This window comes from Sulfitobacter sp. (assembly GCF_039977885.1).
Classification (GTDB): Bacteria; Pseudomonadota; Alphaproteobacteria; order Rhodobacterales; family Rhodobacteraceae; genus Sulfitobacter.
Genome location: NZ_JBDWCI010000006.1, coordinates 77,642 through 101,858, shown reverse-complemented (window position 1 = coordinate 101,858; position 24,217 = coordinate 77,642). Strand labels below are relative to the sequence as shown.

Here is a 24,217-nt window from a genome sequence, read left to right as displayed (position 1 = left end):
GGCGGGCCTCTGGCTGTGAGATATGTTCAAGGCTTGCAGGGTGGGTTCGGTTGCTGGTTGCGGCTGTCATGAGGGGATGCCTTGCCCCGCTTTCGGATGCCCCGAGGTTGGGTCATGCAAATGGCAGGCCACCAAATGGTCAGCGGTCGCGTCAAATTCGGCAAGGCGTGGTGCGCTGGTTTTGCAAACCTCCGACGCAAAGCGGCAGCGGGTGTGAAAACGGCAACCAGAGGGCGGATTGATCGGGTTGGGTGGATCGCCTAACAGGGGCGGTTTTTTCGTGCGGTTGTCAGGATCCATGGACGGCATGGCCGAAAAAAGAGACTGCGTATAAGGATGGGCCTGCTCTTTCCAGATACGATCAACAGGCGCAATTTCGACGACTTCACCCAGATACATCACGAGGATACGGTCAGAGATATAGCGCACCACGTTCAGATCGTGCGAGATAAAGATATAGGTTAGCCCGAATTCGGCACGCAGGTCGTTGAGCAGGTTCAGGACCTGAGCCTCGACCGACTTATCCAACGCGGAAACCGCTTCGTCCAGCACTACAAGGCGCGGGGACATGGCCAGCGCACGTGCGATATTGACCCGTTGGCGCTGCCCGCCTGAAAGCTCATGCGGGTAGCGATGTGCAAAACGGTTCGGGTCCAACCCCACGCGGTCCATCATCTTGCGGGCCAGATCATCAGGGTCGGAAAGCCCCTGAACCTTGGCCCCGAATGCAACAGAATCGAGGATCGTCAGCCGTGGGTTCAGCGTTGCATAGCTGTCCTGAAAAACCATTTGCACATCTTTGCGCAAATCTTTGATCGATAATTGTTGCCCCAGCGCCGTGCCATCAAAGATGATCTCGCCTTTGTCTTTCTCCGTCAGGCCAATCAGCAATTTGGCTGTCGTTGACTTGCCACAGCCACTTTCGCCGACAATGCCGAGGGTTTCGCCCTTTTTGACTTCAAAGGAGACGCCATCGACGGCTTGAACTTTGGCTCGGGTCCGCCCGAATAGCCCACCGCGCACGGGGAAGTGTTTTTGCAGATCTTTGACGATCAGCAGTGGTTGCGCAGGCCCGCCACGGTCAGGTTTCGCGTGGGGCAGGGGCGTCGACGTCTTTGGGGGGGTGAGGTCAGTCGCGGACATTCATAGCACTCCTTAGGCCATCAGACAGCAGGTTCAGGCAAAGGGAGGTAATGAAAATCATCACTCCCGGCAGGGCAGAGAGCCACGGATTGATATAGATCGCAGAACGCAGTGTGTTCAGCATCAGGCCCCATTCGGGTTCGGGGGGGCGCACGCCAATCCCCAGAAATGACAGGCCCGCCGCAAGGATCATGCAGACGCTGGTCAGCGATGTTGCATAAACAAAGATGGGCGAAAGCACATTGCCGATCACATGCACACGGATGACTGTCCATGCATTGGCACCTGTGGCGCGGGCCGCATCAATGTAATCCAGCGCGCGCACGCCCGATGTCACGGCCTCGGCGACGCGTGCGATCGGCGGGATGAAAACGATTGTCAGAGACACAAGGCTATTTGTAATCCCCGCCCCAAGTGCGCCAGAGATGGCGATGGCCAGAAGCACCGATGGGAAGGCAAAAAAGACATCAATCGTCCGCATGATGATGGTGTTGGTAATCCCACCCACATAGCCCGCCGTAATGCCCAAAGCAGAGCCGACAAAGAACGCCAGCACAACAGGCATCAAGCCGATAAAGAGCGTAAGCCGCCCACCGTAAATCAGCCGCGCGAACATATCGCGCCCTTGCTCATCCGTGCCCAAAATGTGCCCTGCTGTGCCCAGCGGTTTGAGGCGGGCGATCATCGAACCTTTGTAGGGGTCTGCCAGACCCAGCCAAGGGGCAAAGATCGCGGCAAGGATAAGCGTAAGGATCACGCCTGCACAGATCATGGTCAGCGGGTCGCGCACAAGGCGTGCGCCGACACCGGACCAGTACCCTTTCTGTTTCGCAACAGGTGCGGGTTGCACGGGAAGTGTTTCTGACAGAGCCATGGATCAGGTCCTCTGAATACGTGGGTCAATGGCGGCTTGTGCCACATCGACGATGAGGTTCATGGCGACAAAGAAAAGCGCAAGAACAAGAATGGTGCCTTGCAACAGGGGCAGGTCCCGCTGGAAAATCGCGTTTGATAGTAAAAAGCCCGATCCGGGCCAGTTGAACACCGTTTCGATCAGGATCGAGCCGCCCAGCAGATATCCCAGCTGTAGACCCATAACGCTAAGCGCGGTTGCAGCGGCATTGCGTGCAACGTGGCGCAGGACATCTGCGCGGCTCATCCCTTTGGCATAAAGCGCTTGGACGAAATCCATGCTGAGGATGTCGCCTGCCAAGGCACGCACCGTGCGCGCGACAATGCCGATGGGTACAACAGCCAGTGTCACAGCCGGCAATACAAGGTGGCGAATATGAAGCCAGTCCCATTCCCATTCCGACGATCCGCCAGGCCCTGCGCCCATTGAAGGCAGCCAGCTGAGATTGACAGAGAAAATGATGACAAGAACAATACCAAGCCAGTAGTTCGGGACCGATACGCCTGCGATTGAGATGGCGGTAACCACACGGTCAATCCACGTGTCGCGGAAATATCCCGCAAGAAACCCAAGAAAAATACCGATTGGAAAGGCTATGATCGCGGCAGACAGTGCCAGTAGAAGCGAGTTTTGCACTGCCCCGAAAACTTCGCTTGCCACGGGTCGCCCTGTGGCGATCGAGCGGCCCATGTCGCCCTGCACAAGGTTTCCGATCCAGATCGCATATTGGACAGGTAGCGGTTTATCGAGCCCGTATGCAGCACGCATTGCGGCCTGTTGCTCGGCGGTGGCGTCAACCGGCATGATGGCTGTCAACGGATCACCCGGGGCGATCTGGACCAGCAGAAAACAAATGACAGAAACCCCGAATGCCACAGGCATGACAAGGATAAGACGGCGGAGGATATATGTTAGCAACGAAAAGGCCTTCCGAAACAAGAGAACCCCCGCCCACGGGAATGGCGGGCAGGGGTGGGATGGTTACTCGTCCATGGTGATGGAAGAGAAGTTCTGGTACCAGTTTTGCGCCTGAACAAAGCCTTTGACCTTGGGCGACATGGCGCGTGGTGCCACATCATGGGTCACAAACAGGAACAGCGCATCATTGACGTATTTCTCATGCGTCTGTTGCAGCACTGCCAGCTGTTCGTCGGGATCAAAGGTTGTTTTGATCTTGTCGAACAGTGCTTGCATTTCAGGATCAGAATAGTGACCCCAGTTGGTGCCATTTGGCGCGATCAGGGTTTCGTCCAAGTGGCGGATTAGACCTGTGAACGGGTCCTGAATGAAGTAGGTGAAGTTCAACGAATGCGCACCTTCTACCGCGTCATCCGCCGCACCCGCACGCCACAGGTTAATCATCTGGTTCCATTCGACGACCATGAATTCAACGTCGATCCAGATTTCCGCAAGGCTTTGCTGGACGTATTCATTCATCGGCAGCGGCAACATCTGGCCCGAACCTGAGGGCGAAATCAGCGCCTTCACGGACAGGTGGTTGTCAGGGCCAAAGCCCGCTTCTTCCATCAATGCTTTGGCCGCTTCAAGATTATAGGACGGGTCAAAGTCAGGATTGCCGAACCACTGTGAGGATGGCGGCAAAAAGCCCTTGGCAGGGATCATCAGGCCGCCCAGCAGTGGCATCATGCTTTCGCGGTCGATGGCCATGTTGGCCGCCTTGCGCACACGAATGTCATTCCACGGCGATCCTTCCAGACGGGACAAATGCCATGTCCAGTTGTGGGGATAGGCGTTTGACGAAATGACAAATCCGTTGCCTTGCATCGCGGGGATGGTGTCGGGGGCAGGGGCTTCGATCCAATCGACTTGGCCGGATAGCAGGGCCGCGGCACGGGCGTTAGGCTCGGGTAGCGGGATCAAAATCATCTCGTCCAGCTGGGGGATGCGGGTTTCGTCCCAATACTCTTCATTAGGGACAAGCACAGCACGTTCACGCGGCACAAATTCTGTCAGCTTCCAAGGGCCTGTGCCCGACGGAGAGGCAGCGACTTTTTCCCAATCTTTGTCCAACGCTTCCCAATTCGCTTTGGAGGACATCACGATCCAAGCCAGCTGATAGGGCAGTGTGGCGTCAGGGGCCTTTGTGGTGATGACCAAGGTCAGATCATCCACAGCTTCATAAGAGGCAACGGCGGGAATGCGGCTTTTACCTTGTGCAGACTGGCGGCTGTCGTATTGCTCGGCGTTCTCGTCCATCAGTTTGTCGAGGTTCCAAACCACAACTTCGGCGGTAAGCGGCGATCCATCGTGGAAGGTAACACCTTCACGGATCTTGAAGGTCCAAGTAATCTGATCTTCGGCCACGGACCATTCCGTCGCAAGGCCAGGAATAAGGCCCGATGGTTTGTCGGCGCTGGTTAGGTCCCATTCGATAAGGGAGTCGTAGACCGTATATCCCATAAAACGCATGCCTTCGCCGCCTTGGTCGGTCTGGCCTGTGGTTAATGGAATGTCTGATGCTGTCATGCCGACGCGAAGCGTGCCTTCGGCTTGGACAAGGGTGCCGCCGAGCATGGCGACAACGGTTGCAATAGCGCCAAGGCGCCGTCGGATTGTCATAGTAGTACCTCTCTGTCAGGTGTCGCGCTGTTTCGCGCTTTTTTGTGACGCATCAATTCGCTGCGTCCGTGACCCCAACTGTGGCGATTCAAAATTTCATGAAGCAAGATGGATGGTTCACGAACGCAAATTCAACCAATGCGGTTGTTCGCGGTGCCTTAGAAATGCGCCAGAAAATGCTGCAGTGCCGCATTTTTTGGCGTTATTTGGTTGCCTTGGTGCCGGGCGAGGGCCGCCATCAAAATCTCAAATCCGCATGAGAGGTCAAATCGGGTGGGGTTCCGTATCTGAATAATTACCGGCGCGAGGGGTCAGCCCAGCAATGCGCGAACCTCTGTGGCGGCTGCGCGGATCGGGCTTATCAGTGGCAGCGGGCTCTGATCTGATAGGCGTTCGGCTGCTTCACCCAGCGGACCACCCCCGATTATGACGCACTGCGCGCCCGCCTGCGCCGCCTTGTGGACGGCCGCGAGCAGCGCATCGTCCAATAAATGCTCACTTTCCATGAGCGCATTCGGCTCGCCTTCCGAGATAAAACACCCGCAATAAGTCGTGCCTGTCGCGTTTGTCCGCATCAAACTGTCGATGGAGGCCACCAGCTGCGGGGTGGTTGTAGCGACAGCGAAGGGACGCGCAGACGCGCGCGCGGCGGCACCGCCAATCCCCACGACAGGAATAGGCAACCGCGCGGCAAGGGCTGCAGCACCCGGATCACCGAAGGCCGAAACCATAATTGCTTCTATGTCGTCAGGAATTTCGGCCTGTTCTATAAAGCGGCCTGCGGCGATAAGGTCATTGCGTGTTGTGATCAAGGAAGGGCCCTCGGGCGCAGTCCACGCAAGAGGGGGCGTTCCGAGCACTTTCGCAGCAATTTGGCACATTGTTGCTGTCGTGTTTTTGTTAGTGTTCGGATTCATGAGAAGCACGGCCATGCGCTTTATTCCCTATCCCCGCTATTCTTGGGAGAGCTTACGTGTCCTTGCTGGCATCGCAATCTTTCGTTTAGCGAAATCGTAAGCTGGTCTTGGGTGGATTGACACTTCAAGACCGGCGTTGATTTTTCGGAAGTAATAAGAAGTCACTGGCAAGGTGGTCGCATTGATTTCAGGTGATGAATTAATGCGGCTTTGCGGCAGCTAGGAGCATTCGCTATGTCTCTTGGCCCGAGGGCCAAGAGACACTCTACATGACCTGCTTTTTTGTTGCTTCCAGATATTTCTGCCGGAAGGTATCATTTAATGCAGATGCCTGACGTTCAAGTTCCGGTTTGGTGACGGACCAATCTGCACCATCTTGACCAGAAAATATCGCAATTCGTTTTAGTACCTGTTCGGGTGAAGCAACTACTTCTTCATAGCTGACATGAAGTCTGGGATAGCCAAATAGCTCGGCAAAGAAGGCGACTCCGTTTGAAGATTCCAGCGCTGAATCAATTAAACGCGAGATTTTTTGTGGATCAATTTTTACATCAGCATCATCCATGACGCCGGGCATAGCGCTCGTCCATCTTTTGGTCTGGCTCGCAATCTGTAGTGAAATAGCTTGGCCTACTATGTCATTCCGAGTGATGTGAATGATCTTCAAACCATCCTTATACATCTTCGGGATTCCGAATCTTTCCAGCATCATTAGCTGACCCAGAGAGGCCTTGTAGCCGTGAGCATCTTTTCCATCTCCCAGCCGTCTGGTCGATTCACGAATGAAGTCTGGAAAGCTGTCTGCACCCCAGCGCTTTGATTGGCCGATGACTGAATTAAAATTCAGATGCTCCTGAAATCCGCTGAAGTAAGGTGTGTTTCTCAGGTAGCCCCCGAGCAGGTTTGACCCGCTTCGGTTCTGAAACCCGAGGCAATACAGCGCACCATCGAAGACGGGCTGCCCATCATAAACAACATTTCCGCGAAACGCCTTTTTGATTTCCTTCTCATGGTTGGAAACAGCAGAAAGAGCTTTGATAGAGTGCATATCTTCTTCAGTCCTAGTTTAAGCTGGGCGTTAGCATTCAGTCTATGCCAACATTTTTGCATGACAACAAGCATAGGTCGGCATCGGGACTGATATAGGCAGTTTGAGGGCATTCAGGACCAAATGCACTTTGGCAATCGATCCTGGAAACTATCGTGTTCGTTCTGGTGGCTCGCACCTCCACCCTTAGGTCCATGGCCCGCTGCGCTTGCCTCTCGCGGTTTTGGGGATGTTGCTGGCCCGGACTGCCTCGAACCGGTCATCCACCCGCAAAGGTCCGCGTCCCTGTGGGACCATTGCACGTAAGGCGGCAATGCGGTTTTCGGTTGCGGGGTGGGTGGCAAACAGTTTGTCGCGCTTATGCGCATGTAGCGGATTGATGATGAACATATGCGCTGTGGCGGGGTGGCGCTCGGCTACGGTGTTGTCGATACGGGCTGCTCCCATCGCGATCTTTTCCAGCGCTGACGCCAGCCAAAGCGGGTTTCCGCAAATCTCGGCTCCTGCTTTGTCAGCAGCATATTCGCGGGTACGGCTGATCGCCATTTGCACCAACGCCGCAGCCATCGGCGCAAGGAACATCATCGCAAGTGTTCCCACCAGCCCAAGCCGCTCGCGCGAACCGCCAAAGAAAAGCGCGAAATTCGCGAGCATTGAAATCGCACCGGCGAATGTCGCCGTGACGGTCATGATGGCGGTGTCGTGGTTGCGGATATGGGCCAGCTCATGGGCAATGACGCCGGCGAGCTCCTCTCGGGTGAGGCTTTGCATCAGGCCCGTGGTGACAGCCACGGCCGCGTTTGCCGGATTGCGCCCTGTGGCAAATGCATTGGGCTGTGGCGTGTCGATCAAATAAACCGCAGGCTCGGGCAAGCCCGCATTCGCGGCAAGATCACTGGTGAGCGCGTGTAACCCTGTCCGGTCCCCATGGATCACAACCTGTGCATTATGCATCCGCAGGACCATCCGGTCCGAATTCCACCACGTGAACACATTCATGCCCGCGGCAATAACAAGCGCGATCACCGCACCGCCTGCACCACCAAGCAAATAACCGATGCCCATGAAAAGGGCGGTCATCGCCGCCATCAGCATCGCTGTCTTAACATAGCCCATGTTCATTCTCCGCAATGTGGGTTGGGGGTCACTATAGCAAATATGCGGCCTTGCGGCCTGTTCAAGCCTTCTGCCCCTGATCGGTGGAAGCCACCAAAATTTGACCCTATTTTTAACAGACTACAGTTGAAGGCGCGCAAACAACGGTACAACTTGGCCGTTATGCGTTACACCCGAATGATGCACTGCGGCAAAACCTGTGACCAAAACGGCCCAAAGGAAGCAAGATGAACAAACCCGTCAAAGACAAACCAACCCCTGCCAAGGCAAAAAAGGCCGCTCCTGCAGCTCAGAAATCCAAGGCAAAGCCCGTCAATCTTGCGCTTCAGGGGGGCGGATCGCACGGGGCTTTTACATGGGGCGTGCTGGACAAGCTGCTTGAAGACGGGCGGATCGACTTCGAGGCCATTTCGGGAACCTCGGCCGGTGCGATGAATGCGGTTGTCTGCGCCGACGGTATGGCAAATGGCGGCAAAGAAGGTGCGCGCGACGCGCTGGCCCATTTCTGGAAAGAAATGAGCAAATCGGCCCTTAACAGCCCGATCAAACGCACTCCGTTTGACATGTTTACCGGCAACTGGAGCTTGCAAAACTCGCCCGGTTACCATTTTTTCGACGCGCTGACGCGAATGATGTCCCCCTATCAACTGAATCCGATGAACACCAACCCCCTACGTGAGCTGATCGAGGAAGTTGTTGATTTTGAACGAGTTAAGCAGTGTAGGGGTCCAAAACTATTCATTTCTGCCACCAATGTGGAGACCGGTAAGGTCAAGGTTTTTGATCCTCATAAGCTGACCGCGGATATGGTGATGGCTTCGGCCTGCCTGCCGATGGTGTTTCAGGCTGTCGAAGTAGATGACGTGCCTTATTGGGACGGTGGGTATATGGGCAACCCGTCCTTGTTCCCCTTTCACACCGAAACGGAATGTTCGGATATCCTTGTGGTTCAGATCAATCCGATCACACGTTCCGGCGCGCCCACAACGGCCCATGACATCATGAACCGCATCAATGAAATCAGCTTTAACTCGAGTTTCCTTAAAGAGCTGCGCGCGATCAATTTCGTGTCCCGTCTGATTCACGAGGGCAAATTATCCGAAAAGGAATACCGCGACACCCGCGTTCATATCATCGAAAATCAGGATGCGCTGATCCCGTTGGGTGCTTCCTCCAAGATGAACGCCGAATGGGCGTTTCTTGAACATTTGCGCGATCTTGGGCGCCGCAGCGCGGATCAATGGCTGGACACGCATTTTGACGCAATCGGGAAAAAATCTACTGTGGATCTAGCGGAAATGTTCCACAGCACTGGCCCGTCCTATTGACGGGCACTAATGCCGGATAGCGGCCTTGGCGGGGGTCGCTATCCCTGCAATTCCTCACGCAAAGCTTTCAGCCCCGCCTGCATCAACGCATCAGCGGCCGTGACATCGGCGCCTTCGATATATAGCCGCAGCTCGGGCGCGTTGCCCGAGGGACGGACATGCACGGTCCCGCCGCCCTTGATCTGCATCCGCACCCCATCTGTAAGATCGCAGGCGGTTTCCTCGACGCCTAGCTTGGCCAGAAAAGCCGCACGAGCAGTCGGGCTGTCGCGCAATTGGCTGACAAAGGGTTGTGAGCGGCTTTGGGGCACTTCCTGAAGCCGGTCGGCGATGGTCACCACCGGAGGCTCTTGCGCCACGCGGGCCGAAACGCCGCTCTGGCCTGCTTGAACCAGCGTCATGATCAACGGCAACATGCAGTCGCGCGTCACCAATGGCCCCAGCGTCCCCGCAGGCGCTGTGGCGGTAAAGCCCAACAAGAACCCGCCGTTGGCCTCATAGCCGGCAACCGCGCCGCCTAATTCCTCCATTTTCGCAATCACATAAGGCGAGCCGATCTGCGTGAGCGCCACAGTGGCAAAGCCTTTTTGGGTCACGCCAGAGTTCGAGGAAACCGGTGTCACAACCGCCTGCGCGCCCAAGGCTTCTGCGGTGATCTGCCCCATGATATCGCCCGGAACAATTGTGCCTGTCTCATCTGCCAACAACGGGCGGTCGCTATCGCCATCCGTAGAGACAAGCGCGTGCAAACCGTGGCCGGTTACCCAATCACGGATCATCGCGCGGGTGTCGGGGTCTACCGCTTCGGTATCTACGGGGATGAAAGTCTCTGACCGGCCAAGCTCGATCACCTCTGCGCCCAAACCCCTGAGCATCTGCGCAAGATCATCACGCCCGACAGCGGAATGGGCGTATAGCCCAATGCGCTGACCGGCCAGCGCGCTATCGCCAAAGGCCTTGATATAGCGGTCAATAAACTGTGGGCCCGCTGTTGTGTTTGTCTCGCGCGGGCCGGCTTTACCCGCCGAAGGGCGACCGATTGCGGCCCCGATTGCGGCTTCGTCTTCTTTGGTGATCTCGCCCTTGCGACTATAGAATTTCAGACCGTTACGGTCGGCGGGAATGTGGCTCCCTGTGACCATGATGGCCCCTGCTTTGTCCTCTAGTGCAGCCAGCGCCAGCGCGGGCGTGGGCAAGGCGCCGCAATCCACCACGCGCAGCCCTTCGGCGGCCGCCGCCGACATGATCGTTTCCGCGATATCGGGGCTTGATGGGCGCAGGTCCTGTCCCACGTACAGCGTGCCGCCGGTATCACAGGCATGCACAAAGGCGCGCACATGATCTGCAACAAGGTCCGGCGTCAATTCCACCACCAAACCACGCAATCCGCTTGTCCCAAACTTTGGAGCCATTGCGATTTTCCTTATATCAGTTGATATTTCAGGGGGCCTGACTGCAGCCGCATGAACAGCTTAAATCAGCCTTTGGCCCCTTGCCCGCGGGCATAGATATCTTCGTAGCGCACGATATCATCCTCACCCACATAAGAGCCGGTTTGCACCTCGATAAGCACCATCGGCACCTTGCCGGGGTTTTCCATGCGGTGCACCGCGCCCAAGGGGATATAAATCGACTGGTTTTCCGTCACCAGACGCACGTCGTCATTGCACGTCACCCGCGCCGTGCCCTCGACCACAATCCAATGTTCGGATCGGTGAAAGTGGGATTGCAACGACAGCGAGGCACCGGGGTGGACGACGATGCGCTTGACTTGAAAACGCCCGCCCACGGCGAGGCTTTCGAACCAGCCCCAAGGGCGGTGATCTTTTGGAAATTCGGTCGCCTGTTTGGCACCGCGCGATTTCAGCGCCGTAACCGCCTGTTTGACATCTTGTGACCGGTCTTGGGACGCCACCAGAACCGCGTCATCCATCGCAACAACGATCATATCCTCAACACCGATCCCGACGACTTCCACCCCTTCGGTGTCAGAGCGCAGCAAGGTGTCTTTACAGTCGATCGCGGTCGCCGATCCCGAAAGGACAACGCCGTTTTCATCCGCATCGGATTCGCGCCAGACCGAGGCCCAATCCCCCAGATCCGACCACCCGTCGCCAAAGGGAACAACGCTCAGGTTGTTGGATTTTTCCATCACGGCATAGTCGATTGAGATGTCTTCGGCCATGGCCCAGGATTCAGGATCAAGGCGCAAAAACCCCAGATCGACCTCTGCGCCGTCTATGGCCGCCTTGACCGGTGTCATCAGCTGAGGCGCAAAGGCTTCAAAAGCTGCAACAATGTCGCGCGCTTTGAACAGGAAGATGCCCGAGTTCCACAAAAAGCCGCCGCTTGCCAACATCTGTTCGGCGCGGATGGAATCGGGTTTTTCGACAAACCCTTTGAGCGGCACCACATCGCCCGTGCCGTCAAGTTCAAGATAGCCATAGCCCGTCTCGGGGCGTTCGGGTTCAATGCCGAACAGGATCATGTGCCCCGCATCCACCGCCGGTAGTCCCCGCTTGATCGCACGCTGGAAGGAGGCCCCATCGGGCATCTGATGATCCGAGGGGGCCACCAACATGATACTATCAGGATCGCGGGCCATAAGATGTAGCGCCGCAGCAAGCACCGCCGGCGCCGTATTGCGCCCCTCTGGCTCGATCAGCACCGCGCCCGGGTCGATCCCCATCTCGGACAGCTGTTCGGTCACAATAAAACGGAAATCCGAATTCGTCACGATAACCGGCTTATCAAACGTCGCGCCATCGCTCATCCGTTTGGCGGTCAGCTGGAACAGCGTCTCATGGTCTAGAAGCTTGGCAAACTGCTTGGGATAGCTTTTGCGTGAAAGTGGCCAAAGGCGGGAACCAGAACCCCCACAAAGGATAATCGGCGTGATCAATGTCATGAGGCACCTGTTATGTTTTTAAGCACATGAAAACACTTGTTACATAGCAGGCCTTTGCGACAAACACCTACGACAATAATTCTATGCCAACCTTGTAATATTTACCCTTCATGCGCAAACGGAATTTGTTTTGCACAGCAGTTGGCCAATCAGGCGAACGGGTAAACCTTCGTCATTGCACGAAGTCTAGGCAGCCGGAGGCTGGCGTTAACCCAATCTCCGGCGCGCTATGGCGGGCCTGTCCGGCCCACCAGATATTTGGATCAGCTACCGTCTTCGGGGGCGGCTTGCGGTCCGACCGAGACCAGATAAGCCCAGACATTGGCCTGCTCGTCCTCTTTGCGCAACTTAAAGCTCATCTTGGATTTGGCGCGTTTGTCGTCGTTATACTCGGCCAGAAAATTCTTTGGATCGGCGACATATTTCGAAAACTGTTCCTCATCCCAGATCAGGCCATTCTCGCCCGCCTCGACGATGGATGCGCCATATTTATAATCAGCTGTGCCTGCAACGCGGCCTGCAATGCCGTAAAGGTTCGGCCCTGTGCGCCCGCCTTTTACGATGTTATTGCCTTCTGCGTCCTGGATCATGTGGCAGGCTTTGCATTTGTTGAACGCCTTGGCCCCTGCTTCGGCATCGCCTGATGCGTGGCTATCTGCAATGGCGGGCGCGGCCAGAAATGCCAGACCCAATGCTGTCGCTGCGATCGTTTTCATTTGTTTATCTCCTCAATTTACACTCTTGATTTAGGCCGAAAAACCATCCGTAAAGAGCGCGATGTCTCTGTTTTACATAGAAGCCACGATCAACCAAGCCGCGTCCACGGGCATTTGGCCAACCGCGTCAATTTGCGCAGGCAACAGCGCGCCCTTGGCACACCGCCACTTGAGGCGTAAGTACCACGCGGATTTGTGCAATGCGTGTTAGAGAGCAAATGACAAAAATCATGATCCCTGCCTGGGTTGACGGGGCGCTGGTGCCTGTTGAAAAACTTGATGCGCATCAGCGCGGGCTGCGTCACAAGGCGGTGTCGGTTTTTGTGATGTCAGGGGATGCCCTGCTGATCCAGCGCCGTGCGCTTGGCAAATACCACACCCCCGGCCTTTGGGCGAATACCTGCTGCACCCACCCCCAGTGGGACGAGCCCGACGCGGCCTGCGCGCAGCGCCGCCTGAATGAAGAGTTGGGGATCGAGGGTGTGGATCTGCAACATCGCGGTCAGGTCGAATACCGCGCCGACGTAGGTGGCGGGCTGGTTGAGCATGAGGTGGTCGAGGTGTTTGTCGTGCAGGCCACCCCCGCGCTCCTCCTTGTGCCGAACCCTGATGAGGTCATGGACACGCGCTGGATCAGCCTGCGCGATCTATCGCGAAACATCGCCTCTACCCCCGAAATTTTCACCCCGTGGCTGCGCATCTATATGGAGCAGCACAGCCAGATGATTTTCGGCACCCCGCCGGTGCAATAAGCCTTTTGGGATGTGAAAATGCGCCCCCCCGTTTACGCGCGTTTTTTCAAAACCTGTGCAGCGTCAAATCCGATTTGGAGGAAAGGGGGGCCAGCCCCCGCCTTTGCCAGATGGCAAAGGCTCCCCCGGAGTATTTACGGCTAGAGAAAATAGGCGGTTAGCCGTTGCGCACGGTGTCGATCATGAGCTGGACGTTTTCAGGGTCTGCATCGGGGGTGATGCCATGGCCGAGGTTGAAGATGTGCGGGCCTTTGGAGAAGGCTTGCACGATGCGGCGGGTCTCAGAGACAAGTGCTTCGCCGCCGGTGACCATATGGGATGATTTCAGGTTGCCTTGTACGCAGCCGCCGGTTTGTAGATTCTGCGCCGCCCATTCGGCGGTGACGCCATCGTCGACGGCGATGCAGTCGGCACCGATGGCTGCATGTGCGCCGACGTAGCGTTCGCCCGCGCCACGGGGGAAGGCGATAATGGGCACTTGCGGGTGTTTTTCTTTGAGGGCAGCGATGATGCGGGCCATGGGTTTGAGCGAGTAGTTCATGAAGTCATCGCCTTGCAGGGAACCTGCCCAGCTGTCGAAGACTTTCACAACTTCGGCACCGGCTTCGATCTGTTTGGACATATAGTGAATTGTGGCTTCGGTGATGCGGTCCATCAGGCTGTCGAAGACGGCGCGGTTTTCGGTTTTGAGCGCATGTGCGGGCCCTTGATCCGGCGTGCCGCGGCCCGCGATCATATAGGTGGCCACGGTCCAGGGGGCGCCGGCAAAGCCGATGAGCGTTGTCTCGGAGGGGAGTTCGCGCGACAGGATTTTGACGGTTTCATAGACGGGGTTGAGGTGATCGTGGATGGCGTCGGCGGGCAGCAATTTGTCCAGTTCGGCCTGTGTGGTGATGGTGGACAGGCGCGGGCCTTCGCCTGTGACAAACCACAAATCCGCGCCAAGGGCTTGGGGGACCAGCAAAATATCTGCAAACAGGATTGCTGCGTCAAAGCCGTAGCGGCGGATCGGCTGCAGGGTTACTTCGGCGGCGAGATCGGGGTTGTAGCATAGTTTGAGGAAATCACCGGCCTGCGCGCGGGTGGCGCGGTATTCGGGGAGATAGCGACCTGCCTGACGCATCATCCAGATGGGGGGCGTGGGAAGTGTCTCTCCGGCGAGGGCGCGGAGGATCGTTTTCTGGGGGCTCATATGTGGTCTCTATCTGTGTAATTTCTTAGCTACATAGTGCGACAGGGCGGGGGGGACATACAAGAGTTGTCAGCTTTTGCCGTGCCCGTTAAGGAGGGTTATGACGTTGAATTTACCCACCCCCGCCAAACCGCTGTTGATCGGCACCCGTGGATCGCCTTTGGCCTTGGCGCAAGCCTATGAGACGCGGGAGCGGCTTGCGAAGGCGTTTGACCTGCCGTTTGAGGCGTTCACGATTGTTGTGATCAAGACCACCGGTGACAAGATCATTGACCGGCCGCTTAAAGAAATTGGCGGCAAGGGGTTGTTCACCCGCGAGATCGAGGCCGATCTATTGGCCTGTAAGATCGATATTGCTGTGCATTCCATGAAGGACATGCCGACGCTTCAGCCCGAGGGTTTGATCCTTGATACCTATTTGCCGCGCGAAGATGTGCGCGACGCGTTTATATCACCGGCGGCAAAGTCGTTGGGTGATTTGGCCGCAGGCACGGTTGTGGGCACATCAAGCCTGCGCCGTCGTGCGCAGCTGATGTTAAAACGCAATGATCTGGAAGTCGTGGAGTTCCGCGGCAACCTTCAGACCCGATTGATGAAGTTGGAGCAGGGGGTGGCGGCGGCGACTTTCCTTGCCATGGCAGGGTTGCGTCGGTTGCAGATGGGTGAGGTGCCTCATACGGCGATTGAGACGGATGTGATGTTGCCCGCTGTGGCGCAGGGCGCGATCGGGATCGAGCGGCGTGTGGATGATATGCGCGTGGCCGAGATGCTGGAGGCGGTGCACGATGTGCCGACGGGTCAGCGCCTTGATGCGGAGCGTGCGTTTTTGCTGGCGCTGGATGGGTCCTGTGAGACACCGATTGCCGGTTTGGCCGAGCTGGACGGCGGCACGCTACATCTGCGCGGCGAGGTCTTGCGCCCTGACGGGTCTGAGGCGTTAAGCGATGCGGTGAGCTGCGCTATTGAGGATGGCGCGCAGGCAGGCACGCAGATGGCGCAAAAACTGTTATCGCAGGCGGGCCCGAGTTTCTTTGACTGGCGATAATTTTGCGGGATCTCGAGTGGGCGATTGATCGGAACGGGCGCAGTACAACAAGCTGTGAGCTGGGTTGACCTTGGCTGTTTGTAAACTGTTAATGACGGTCCGATAGCCATGTACCGCTCTGGGCCTGCCCTGGGGAGAGACGCAATCCAAAGGGAGACTCATGAATATTGTCGCAACCCCGCCCGAGCTTTTGAATTCAACATCTGTTGTTACAAAGACGCCGATCCTGAATGAAGGAACCGTCGAGAGTAAGCGTGAGGAAATCCTCGATTATTTTCACCAGACGTTTTCGTTGTACGAGAGCATTTTTGACTGCCTTGTAGACGACGATTCCTATTACGCGCGCGCCAATATGCTGCGCCATCCGCTGATTTTCTATTACGGTCACACGGCAGTTTTCTATATCAACAAGCTGAACGTGGCCAAGTTGATCAATGAGCGGATTGATCCGCATCTGGAATCCACTTTGGCCATCGGCGTGGACGAGATGTCATGGGACGATCTGAACGAGGCCCATTATGACTGGCCGACGCCCGCCAAGGTAAAAGCCTATCGCGACAAGACCCGTGAGATTGTTGACGCCTTTATCCGCGGCTATGATTTTACCCTGCCGATCACCTTTGATGATCCGATGTGGGTGATCATGATGGGGATCGAGCATGAGCGCATCCATCTGGAAACGACAGCCGTTTTGATCCGTGAGCTGCCGCTGGATAAGGTGAAATCCCATCCGGTCTGGAGCAAGATTTGCACTGAGACAGGTACAGCGCCCACCAATGAGCTGATTGATGTGGCCGGCGGCCAGATCGAATACGGCAAGTCGAAAACAAACCCGCTTTATGGCTGGGACAATGAATTCGGCCATGCCGAGGCGCAGATCAAACCGTTCAAAGCGTCGAAATACATCGTTTCAAACGCTGAATTTCTAGAATTTGTTCAGGCGGATGGCTACCGCACGCGCAGCTGTTGGGATGATGAGGGCTGGCACTGGGTGCAATACGCCAAGGCCGAGCATCCGGTGTATTGGGTCAAAGAAGGCAACGCGTATAAATACCGCTCGATGCTTGAAGTGATCGACATGCCGTGGAACTGGCCTGCTGATCTCAACTATCTGGAGGCAAAGGCGTTTTGTAACTGGAAGTCCGTTCAGACCGGCAAGAATATCCGCATGCCCACCGAGGCCGAGTGGTATCACCTGCGAGGGCAGACCACGGATGCCGATCAGCCCTATTGGGTAAAGGCTCCGGGGAATATTAACCTCGAATATGAAATGTCGCCCTGTCCGGTGGACCGCCATGAATTTGGCAACGGGTTCTTTGATATCATCGGCAATGTCTGGCAATGGACCGAGACACCGATTGACGGGTTGGAAGGTTATAACGTCCACCCGATCTATGATGATTTCTCGTCGCCGACTTTTGATGGCAAACATAACGTATTCAAAGGCGGTTGCTGGATCTCAACCGGCAATTACTCCATCAAGGATTCACGCTATGCTTTCCGCCGTCACTTTTTCCAATACTCTGGCCTGCGATATGTGGAAGCCGGGGAGATCGAGAACCCCGTTATGAATATCTATGAAACCGACGAACAAATATCGCAGTATATCGAGTTCCACTACGGCGAAGAGCATTACGGGGTAAAGAACTTCCCTGTGGCCTGTGTTGAGGCGCTGTTGCCCCATACCAAAGGCATGACAAACGAGCGTGCGCTTGATCTGGGCTGTGCTACGGGGCGGTCGTCCTTTGAGCTGGCCAAAGTGTTTGATCATGTTGACGCGCTTGATTTCTCTGCCCGTCTGATCGAGGCACCATCGACCCTGCAATCCACAGGTTCACAGCGCTATGTGATCAAGACCCAAGGCGATCTGGTTGATTTCAAAGAAGTCACACTGGCCGATTTTGAAGGTTACGAGGCGATCAAGGATAAGGTTGCGTTCATGCAAGGCGATGCCTGCAATCTTGCGGATAAATACACCGATTACGATCTGGTGTTCGCAGGCAACCTGATCGACCGTCTGTATAAACCTGTCGATTTCCTGAGCGCGATCAAGGGGCGCATCCGTAAGGGTGGTTTGCTGGTACTGACCTCGCCCTACACATGGCTCGAGGATTTCACCCCCAAAGAAAACTGGCTGGGCGGGTATAAAGCGCAGACGGGCGAAACCTATACCACGCTGGAGGGATTGTTGGACAATCTGACCCCCGAATTCGAGCTGGTCGGCGATCCGCAGGATATTCCGTTTGTGATCCGCGAAACAGCGCGCAAATTCCAGCACAGCGTGTCGGAAATGACTGTGTGGCGTAAAACTTCCTAACGGCGCGTCGAATTCTATTAACGCTTTTGGCCGGGGGGTGCTCTGGCCAAAAGCTTTCGGTTCTGTCTGGGTTGTTGGGAAAACAACCCGCTCCCAAGGCCGGATATTGCGGCCTTTTTTATCTCTCACATTCTTAATTTTGATCTGTAACGCGCTTCCGAAATGGGGCTACGCGCAGCAGTTTATGTGCAAAAACAGCTTAAATAGGCGTATTTTTGCGAGTCCGAAACGGAATTAAGAGAATTTCCGCCTTATTCCACGGAGAATAAAGGAATCGTTAACTACTAATTAATTAAAATTAATTATCGAAATTAATAAAAATAATTTTCGATTTATTTACTTTAATTTAATTGAGTAGGGACGCCGTGAATATGCAAGGCTACCGCGCTGACGTTGACGGATTGCGCATGATCGCTGTTTTGCCGGTCGTGCTGAACCATGCGGGGATCCCGGGGTTTCCCGGCGGGTTTATCGGCGTGGACATTTTTTTTGTTATCTCTGGCTATCTGATCACCCGTATTCTCGCCCGCGAGATCGACGAAGATCGGTTTTCCATCCTGAGTTTTTACGAACGCCGCGCGCGCCGCATTCTGCCCGCTCTTTTTGTGGTGATGGCGGCCTGTCTTGTAGCGGGGTGGTGGCTTTTGTCGCCGCAGCGATATGAAGGGTTGGGCAAGTCGATCATCGCCACGCTTACCTTTTCATCCAATATCTGGTTTTGGCAAAGCGCAGGCGATTATTTCGGCTCTAACGTGGAGTTTGAGCCTTTATTGCACACGTGGTCCCTTGCCGTGGAAGAACAGTTCTATCTGTTTTTCCCGCTATTGCTTTGGGCGATTGCAGGGCTTGAGCGGCGCTATTGGATCGCGATTATCTGGGTTTTGGTTGCGGCATCCTTTGCTTTGTCGCTTTGGATGACGCAGGCTGCTCCGACGGCGAATTTCTATCTGGTCCCGACGCGCGCATGGGAGCTGGGGGCCGGTTCGCTTCTGGCGCTGGGGGCCTTTCCAACGGCCCGCCATCGCGGTGTGCATGAGGCGGCGGGATGGGCCGGCCTTGTTCTTATCGCGGGCAGTATTTTCCTGATTTCTGCACAAACGCCGTTTCCGGGTCTGGCTGCATTGCCCTCGGTTCTGGGGGCGACATTGGTTATTTACGCGGGGACGGGTCATGCTGTCTTTTCCGCGCGGCTTTTGTCGTGGCGGCCTTTTGTTTGGGTCGGGTTAATTTCCTATTCGCTGTATCTGTGGCATTGGCCAATTCTTGTGGCCGCGCGCCGTTTGCATTTCAGTACGGAACTGCCCCTTTTGACGGCCGGTTTTTGTGTTCTTTTATCCTTGTTTATGGGCTGGCTAAGCTGGCGCTACATTGAGCGGCCGTTCCGTGCCACGCGCGGGCCAAAATCGATGTCTGCTGTGCGCATTTTCAGCCTGTCAGGCGCAGGCATCGCCGTTCTGGGGATGCTGAGTGGTTTTGTTGTGCTCAATAGCGGTGTGATCGGCCAGTTTTCACAAACCAGCCTTGAGGCTTACCACCGCGCGGTTGAGCGCGATCCGCTGGACAAGGCGTGTATGAACACCTCGGTGGGGGGCGCAAAGGGGGTTGAACCATGTGTAATCGGGGCACCTGCGGTGACGCCGCGGCTTGTGGTCTGGGGGGATTCCCACGGGGGGGCGGCGCTTCCCGGGTTTGATATATGGCTGCGCGACAAGGGGATGAGCGCGCTTGCCTATACAAAATCGGCCTGCCCGCCGCTGTTGGGGGTCTGGCGGGTGGATATGGGGCCGAACCATGATTGCGATGGGCATAACGCGGCCGTGCTGGCGGATATTGCGCAAGCTCAGGGCATTGAAACGGTTATCCTTGTGGCGCGCTGGTCTTTGGCCACCGAAGGGGCCCGTGCGCAGCATGAAGCCGGAGAGACCGCAATTCTGGCCGTGAGTGGTGGCACCGCAGTGGATCCGGCGGGCAATGCCGATTTGGTCAAACAGGGATTGAACGATCTGATCGGGGCATTGCGGGCGCAGGATATAGACGTGTTTATTGTGCGTGGCACGCCCGAGATCGGGGTTGATGTCCCTGATATAATGCTAAGCCAGGGCGATGAGGTTTCCGACAAGTTCCGCCCGAGCCGGCAAGCCGTGGATCACCGCAACATGCGCGCGGACCGTATTATTGACAGTATCGCTGAACAGCAGCGTGCCGCGGTGCTATCGCCCAAGGCGTTGCTTTGCAGTGACAAATGCATAATCCAAAGCGGGGGTGAAGCGCTTTACCGTGATGATGATCACCTAAGCGCCTTTGGCGCGCGCTGGCTGGTTCCCAAACTTATGCAACAGGTCGCCTTTGAATAGGGACTGACCGGCGCGGCATAAGGCAGGCATGGTCAATAGGTGTAGCTGGTGTATTCGCCGTATGTATCCCGTTCGGTTGTCGGGTCCGTGAAGGTCATTGCGATAGCGACAGCCGGTGCTCCCATGTCCTGCAACGTGCGTGCGGCCTTTACCGCAGCCTTGCGCGGGGTCACGTTCTGTTTGATGAGCAGCACAACCGCATCCACAGCCGAGGCCAGTTGAAGGCTGTCCGAACTCAGCAGAACAGGCGCTGAATCAATCACGATCATATCGTAGTGGTCGCGCAATTGGTCGAGCAGGTTTTTGATCAAGCCGATGTTCAACTGCTCTCCGAGGAAGGGGGCGGGTTTGAATACAGTGATCAAATCAAAGCCCAGTGATTCAACCGGCATGATGGCGTCTTCAATGCGGCCCTCTCCTGTGAGCACACCCACCAGATCGCAGGTGGCCGTATAGTTGAAATCACGGGCCAGCGTGGAGCGGCGCAGGTCGAAATCCAGCACCAGACAACGCCGGTTGGCCCGCGCTTCAAGATGCGCAAGCGAGATGGTTGTGGAGGTTTTGCTTTCGTTGGCAACGGGGGATACCATTTGAATGCAAATGCCGCCCCTTTCGCTGCGGACCTGAGACACCAGAACCGTCCGCAATTGGCGCACCCTTTCCACAAACGATCCGTAGGGATCTGTGCGCAGCAATTCGACCAATTGGGCACGGTTGCGGATCTTGCCCTGCAACAGCGATGTGATGACCTGTAATCCGATCGTCCCTTCGATTTCTTGTGCCGAGGTGAATCCCGGCTTTGAAATCGCGAGATAAAAGGTCGCAAGCAGCCCGATGGCAAAGCCAAGCGTTGCGCCGAATACCGTGAACAAAAGCACACGCGGCGAAGACGGAGCACCCGGTTGCAAGGCGCGTTCTACCTGCCGGGCATCGGCGCGCTGAAGCTCTTCGGTGGATCGGGTTTCACTTAGCCGGTTGAGCATTTCCTGATAGTTTTCGCGCACGGCGTCGGCTTCGCGTTCAAGCTGGCGCAGTTCGACATTCGCGCGGGAGATCGCCGTGACGCGGGCTTCCATATCCTCGACGCTGGCCTGAATGGATTCCATCCGAGAGGTCGCAACAGCCACATCATTGTCGAGATTGGCAACGATCTGCCGGACCTCCTGAGCGAGCTCGGCGGTGAGCTGTTCGATCTCGGCGCGGGCAACCAGCCGGTCAGGGTAATCATCGGCAAAACGTGTGGCCAGTTCGGCCTCAAGGCGGTTGGTTTCCGATATCCGTTGCCGCAATGACAGAACGAAAGGCGATGTCAAAAGCTCGGCTGCGCGTTCGATCCCTTCGGTTTCGATTACGGAAAGGATGCGGTCATAGCGCGATTGCACCTGTGCAAGATCGGCCTGTGCCAATGCCAGCTGGGTCGAAAGTTCGAGCAGCTGGCGTTCGGATGTCTGGGCTGATGTACCGGTTTCGGCGACCTGATTGCTGCGAAAATCCTCAATGCGGGATTCCGCTTCTTCGACACTTTGGCGCATGTCCTCGATGCGCTCGGTAAGGAAGGCGGTAGCGTCGCGGATGACCCTGCTGCGCTGGTCAATCTGCTGCTGGATATACAGTTCGATTACCGTGTTGGCGATTGTCTTGGACAGGACGGGATTGGGGGTCTCTACAGAGACGGCGATCAGATAGGATTGCCCCTCGCGCCGGACGGTCGTCACCTTGTTCAGCGCGCCGATCAGTCGGCGCATCTCACGCTCTTGGGGGGCAATCTCGTTGCCTTCAGGCACATCGGGTTCTTGGATGAAATAGGCCAGCAGCCCTTTTATTTTGGCCTTGAGCCCGTCGATCATGCTTGGCTCGTCTAACGCGGGGTCAATGGGGGCAAGGGTGTCTTTCCCCAGACGGGTGACGACTTTCTCCATCAGGGTGTTTGACCGCAATACGGCGACTTCGGAATCCAGCAGCGGGTCATTCAGCTTGAGGTCCGAGACAACATCATCCGAGGCCAGAACCTGCACCGATCGGGAGTCGAGCATCACACTGGCCCGTGCAGTGTAAAGCGGGGTCACACGGCTCACTAATACAAAGAACAAAGCTGCTGATAAAACAGCGCATAAAAGGATCAGCCCTTTGTGTTGCCAGATCGCGGAAAACAGTCGCGCCAGCTCAATTCCGTCTTGATCTCTTTCCTGCAAATGTTCAGGGAAGCCACCACCCATTTGTTGTGCCATTAAAATACTCTATTGAAAAAAATTATTGAATCCAGCAAACCAGTAAGGGTCAAGTTTCACAATGATGAATTTATAAAAAAATAAGGAATACGCGTATTACGCTCTGCATGACATATAAATTGCTGTGCAATATGGCGACGGGCGTTGGTGCCTTATATGACTTTATCATGCTGCCTTTTTTGAGAAAGTTGTGACCGCCGCCAGATTTGATGTTGTAATTCTGGGCGGTGGCATTGCCGGGCTTGCCGCTGCGGGGCAATTGGCCAAACGTGGCGATAGTGTGCTTGTTCTCGAAGGTGCCACGCGTTTGGGCGGGATGCACAAATCTGTGGATATCGGCCCCTATACATTTGATATCGGAAGCATTTTCTACGAACCATCGGCAAAGATCTTTGAGCTTGCGACAGGGCTGGAAGATCAATGTCCAACCACGCGGCGGATACAGCGGCGGCTTTTGCCGGACGGGTCTATTCGGCATTATCCGATTGATCCGGGGGATGTGGTGCGCTGGCCGCTAGGGACGCTTGTGCGCGCGATGGCGTCCATGTTGTTGGGGCGAATGAAAGGTGCGCGGGGTGAAACCCTTGAGGATATATGCCTTGCGCGGCTGGGGCGTGTGTTTTTTGAAGAGACTGGGTTGCGCAACTACACAGTGCATTTCAATGGTGTTCCGCCGGCGTTGATCGGGCGCGAGTTCTACGATTCGCGTATGCGTTTCGTGCATCAGGCGACCAGTTTTCACAGGATTGCGCGGGCAGGCTGGCGGGCGTTGACGCGGCGCAAGATGAATAAAACGCCGCGACCGCCATTACATATCCGCCCTGTTGAAGGCTATGACGCCCTATTTGAGCGTATCTCTAAACAGTTGGTGGCACAGGGCGTGACCATTCGCACAGGCTGCACATTAGAGCGGATTTCGGGCACAGCGGGTGCCATGACAGTGCAGGCTGGTGGGGCCGAGTTTACCGCCGAGACAGTCGTGGGGGCCATGCCCCTGAACAGTTTGCATCAAGCGTTGTTCGACGCACCGGCCGAGGTTCAGTCACTGGATTTATTGTCATTGTTTGTCTCGGCCGAGTGGTTGCACCCGAATAGTGGAAATGTGTTTTTCAATTTTCACTCCGAGGGTGGTTGGAAACGGGCGACGGTTTACTCTCGCTTGTATCCGGGCACGGGAGAGGGGCGTGAATATTTCACTGTCGAAGTAACCGTCCCACCGGGCCAAAAAGCGGATAAGCAGGCGGCTTTTGAGGCATTTGCCGCCCATGCGGAAAAGATGGGGTTTGCCCGCGGGGTTAAGCTTGAGGGCGGGCATCTCGCGCAGGCTGCTTATCCGGTGTATTCAGCAGGACAAATGGCGATGGTGCCTGATATTTTGGCGCGAATTACCCAAGCAGGTGTTATCCCCGTTGGCCGGCAGGGGCGGTTTGAATATTTGCCAACGGCTTCCGGCGTTATTCGCCGCGTAAGAGAAGTTCTTGACGGTCTTTAGGTTTTGACTGGCGTAAATCGTTTTTGTTTATATTAGATTTTGCTTAATTTGAGGGCGACTCCAATTCGTCCGCAGCGTTTAGTTGAATAGAAATTTCGCGGCCTTGCACCAATTTGGCAACTCCCGCATAAAAATAGCGCTCTGGTATTTCCGAGCAAACTGGAAGGA

The 24,217-nt window shown here is 55.9% G+C and carries 18 protein-coding genes; 6 read left to right on the top strand and 12 right to left on the bottom strand.

Going from position 1 to position 24,217, the window contains the following annotated elements; translation table 11 throughout:
* Nucleotides 1–66 precede the first annotated feature (66 nt).
* From ABJM03_RS03030 to htpX, 7 genes are all read right to left on the bottom strand, one after another.
* A complete protein-coding gene (locus ABJM03_RS03030; RefSeq protein ID WP_348415411.1) occupies nt 67–1,143 on the bottom strand; it encodes an ABC transporter ATP-binding protein in 1,077 nt (358 codons plus the stop codon).
* Complete coding sequence (locus tag ABJM03_RS03025; protein WP_348415410.1) at nt 1,130–2,017, bottom strand: ABC transporter permease; 888 nt, start codon at nt 2,015–2,017, stop codon at nt 1,130–1,132. Before ABJM03_RS03025 ends, ABJM03_RS03030 begins: the two co-directional genes overlap by 14 nt.
* Before the next feature lie 3 nt (nt 2,018–2,020).
* Nucleotides 2,021–2,974 carry an ABC transporter permease gene (locus tag ABJM03_RS03020; protein ID WP_348415409.1) on the bottom strand — a complete coding sequence of 318 codons (954 nt, stop codon included), beginning with the start codon at nt 2,972–2,974 and terminating at the stop codon, nt 2,021–2,023.
* 63 nt (nt 2,975–3,037) lie between these two features.
* Nucleotides 3,038–4,636 carry an ABC transporter substrate-binding protein gene (locus ABJM03_RS03015; RefSeq protein ID WP_348415408.1) on the bottom strand — a complete coding sequence of 533 codons (1,599 nt, stop codon included), beginning with the start codon at nt 4,634–4,636 and terminating at the stop codon, nt 3,038–3,040.
* 311 nt (nt 4,637–4,947) lie between these two features.
* Nucleotides 4,948–5,553 (bottom strand): aspartate/glutamate racemase family protein, encoded by a 606-nt coding sequence (locus tag ABJM03_RS03010; protein WP_348415534.1) that lies wholly within the window; start codon nt 5,551–5,553, stop codon nt 4,948–4,950.
* A 265-nt stretch (nt 5,554–5,818) separates the two neighbouring features.
* Nucleotides 5,819–6,601, bottom strand: coding sequence for a Stf0 family sulfotransferase (locus tag ABJM03_RS03005; protein WP_348415407.1), 783 nt, complete (start codon nt 6,599–6,601; stop codon nt 5,819–5,821).
* A gap of 186 nt (nt 6,602–6,787) precedes the next feature.
* On the bottom strand, nt 6,788–7,717 hold the full coding sequence (htpX, locus tag ABJM03_RS03000) for a zinc metalloprotease HtpX (protein WP_348415406.1): 930 nt from the start codon (nt 7,715–7,717) through the stop codon (nt 6,788–6,790).
* Nucleotides 7,718–7,944: 227 nt separating this feature from the next.
* Here htpX and ABJM03_RS02995 point away from each other — a divergent pair, with 227 nt between their 5' ends.
* A complete protein-coding gene (locus ABJM03_RS02995; protein ID WP_348415405.1) occupies nt 7,945–9,045 on the top strand; it encodes a patatin-like phospholipase family protein in 1,101 nt (366 codons plus the stop codon).
* 38 nt (nt 9,046–9,083) lie between these two features.
* On the opposite strand, the gene ABJM03_RS02990 is transcribed toward ABJM03_RS02995, so the two are convergent.
* The 3 genes from ABJM03_RS02990 to ABJM03_RS02980 form a co-directional block, all read right to left on the bottom strand.
* Nucleotides 9,084–10,457 carry a phosphomannomutase gene (locus ABJM03_RS02990; protein WP_348415404.1) on the bottom strand — a complete coding sequence of 458 codons (1,374 nt, stop codon included), beginning with the start codon at nt 10,455–10,457 and terminating at the stop codon, nt 9,084–9,086.
* A gap of 65 nt (nt 10,458–10,522) precedes the next feature.
* A complete protein-coding gene (locus ABJM03_RS02985; RefSeq protein ID WP_348415403.1) occupies nt 10,523–11,953 on the bottom strand; it encodes a mannose-1-phosphate guanylyltransferase/mannose-6-phosphate isomerase in 1,431 nt (476 codons plus the stop codon).
* 263 nt (nt 11,954–12,216) lie between these two features.
* Nucleotides 12,217–12,669, bottom strand: a complete 453-nt coding sequence (locus ABJM03_RS02980) for a c-type cytochrome (protein ID WP_348415402.1) — start codon at nt 12,667–12,669, stop codon at nt 12,217–12,219.
* A 218-nt stretch (nt 12,670–12,887) separates the two neighbouring features.
* Here ABJM03_RS02980 and idi point away from each other — a divergent pair, with 218 nt between their 5' ends.
* Nucleotides 12,888–13,421, top strand: a complete 534-nt coding sequence (idi, locus tag ABJM03_RS02975) for an isopentenyl-diphosphate Delta-isomerase (RefSeq protein ID WP_348415401.1) — start codon at nt 12,888–12,890, stop codon at nt 13,419–13,421.
* Between the two features lie 157 nt (nt 13,422–13,578).
* Here the strand turns inward: idi and hemE are convergent, their stop codons facing one another.
* The gene (hemE, locus tag ABJM03_RS02970) at nt 13,579–14,613 is read right to left on the bottom strand and encodes a uroporphyrinogen decarboxylase (RefSeq protein ID WP_348415400.1); all 1,035 of its coding nucleotides are present in this window, start codon (nt 14,611–14,613) and stop codon (nt 13,579–13,581) included.
* A gap of 100 nt (nt 14,614–14,713) precedes the next feature.
* Between hemE and hemC the strand changes: the two genes are divergently transcribed.
* The 3 genes from hemC (at nt 14,714) to ABJM03_RS02955 (ending at nt 20,329) form a co-directional block, all read left to right on the top strand.
* On the top strand, nt 14,714–15,658 hold the full coding sequence (gene hemC, locus ABJM03_RS02965; RefSeq protein WP_348415399.1) for a hydroxymethylbilane synthase: 945 nt from the start codon (nt 14,714–14,716) through the stop codon (nt 15,656–15,658).
* 160 nt (nt 15,659–15,818) lie between these two features.
* Nucleotides 15,819–17,975, top strand: coding sequence for a 5-histidylcysteine sulfoxide synthase (ovoA, locus tag ABJM03_RS02960; RefSeq protein ID WP_348415398.1), 2,157 nt, complete (start codon nt 15,819–15,821; stop codon nt 17,973–17,975).
* A 371-nt stretch (nt 17,976–18,346) separates the two neighbouring features.
* Nucleotides 18,347–20,329 (top strand): acyltransferase family protein, encoded by a 1,983-nt coding sequence (locus ABJM03_RS02955; protein ID WP_348415397.1) that lies wholly within the window; start codon nt 18,347–18,349, stop codon nt 20,327–20,329.
* Between the two features lie 32 nt (nt 20,330–20,361).
* On the opposite strand, the gene ABJM03_RS02950 is transcribed toward ABJM03_RS02955, so the two are convergent.
* Entirely contained in the window at nt 20,362–22,557 is a 2,196-nt protein-coding gene (locus ABJM03_RS02950) for a polysaccharide biosynthesis tyrosine autokinase (RefSeq protein WP_348415396.1), read from the bottom strand.
* A gap of 190 nt (nt 22,558–22,747) precedes the next feature.
* Here ABJM03_RS02950 and ABJM03_RS02945 point away from each other — a divergent pair, with 190 nt between their 5' ends.
* Nucleotides 22,748–24,049 carry an FAD-dependent oxidoreductase gene (locus ABJM03_RS02945; RefSeq protein ID WP_348415395.1) on the top strand — a complete coding sequence of 434 codons (1,302 nt, stop codon included), beginning with the start codon at nt 22,748–22,750 and terminating at the stop codon, nt 24,047–24,049.
* Nucleotides 24,050–24,217 lie beyond the last annotated feature (168 nt).